A 994-nucleotide genomic window follows, 5' to 3' on the forward strand; every position below is an offset into this window, starting at 1 on the left:
TGTCGGGGGCGGGGCTGTATACATTGAGATACGTAACCACGGGATTTTTCATCCAGTGCACAACCAGGGTGGGAGCGGGCTTGCTCGCGAATAGCGCCAGGTCAGTCAAATGGATGCTGCCTGACACTCCGCTATCGCGAGCAGGCTCGCTCCTACAGGGAATTTGCTATACATTTTCCGGCCGCCCATTGCATGGTGTAACCGCTTCATGTCTCTTGCGCTCGAACGTCTAGTCGCTGGCACGCCCATCCCTTTCGCCGGTAATCGTGTCACTGTCGTCAGCCCCGAACTGGCGCAGCGCTTCCAGCCCGGTGACCACCTGCTGGTGGAGCAGGTCAGCGGCGAGTTGCTGCTGATCCCGGTGGCGGACCAGCAAGCGGCCAGCGTCGCGATCGAGCGTGCCGAAGCGGCGTTTACCGCGCTGTCGGCCGTGTCTGATCAAGCGATCAGCGCCTTCTTCGACCTGTTTGCCCAGCGCCTGGAAACCCCTGAATGCTGGGCGTTGATCGAAGCCGCCAACCTGGCCGACATCGAACGGGCCAAGGCGCGCGGTCGCTCGACCACCCGGTTGCTCGCCGATGAGCGCATGCGTCGCGACATGATCGCCGGCCTGCGCGCCTGGCGTGATGCAGCGGCCAGCCGTGGCAAGGTGATCAGCTGTGTGGAGCACGATGGCTGGAAAGTCGAGCAAGTGGTCTCGCCGTTGGGCATCGTCGCGTTCGTCTTCGAAGGCCGGCCGAATGTGTTTGCCGATGCCGCCGGTGTGTTGCGCACCGGCAACACCGCTGTGCTGCGCATCGGCAGTGATGCGTTGGGCACGGCCCAGGCGATCGTCACCCATGCGCTGAACCCAGCGCTGAGCGATGCCGGCCTGCCGGCCGGTGCCGTGTCGCTGGTGGAAAGTGTCAACCACGCCGCCGGTTGGGCGATGTTCGCGGACCGGCGCCTGTCATTGGCGGTGGCCCGCGGTTCGGGTCGCGCCGTCAGCCAGTTG

General features: G+C 64.7%; 1 protein-coding gene. It reads left to right on the plus strand.

The features are described from left to right. Positions 1 to 208: 208 nt before the first annotated feature. Positions 209 to 994, plus strand: a 786-nt coding sequence (locus ACCD00_RS30665; protein WP_413428927.1) for an aldehyde dehydrogenase family protein, incomplete at its 3' end; no start/stop codon positions are given.

The sequence above is a fragment of the Pseudomonas sp. Pseusp3 genome (assembly GCF_047304225.1).
GTDB lineage: Bacteria > Pseudomonadota > Gammaproteobacteria > Pseudomonadales > Pseudomonadaceae > Aquipseudomonas > Aquipseudomonas fluorescens_CD.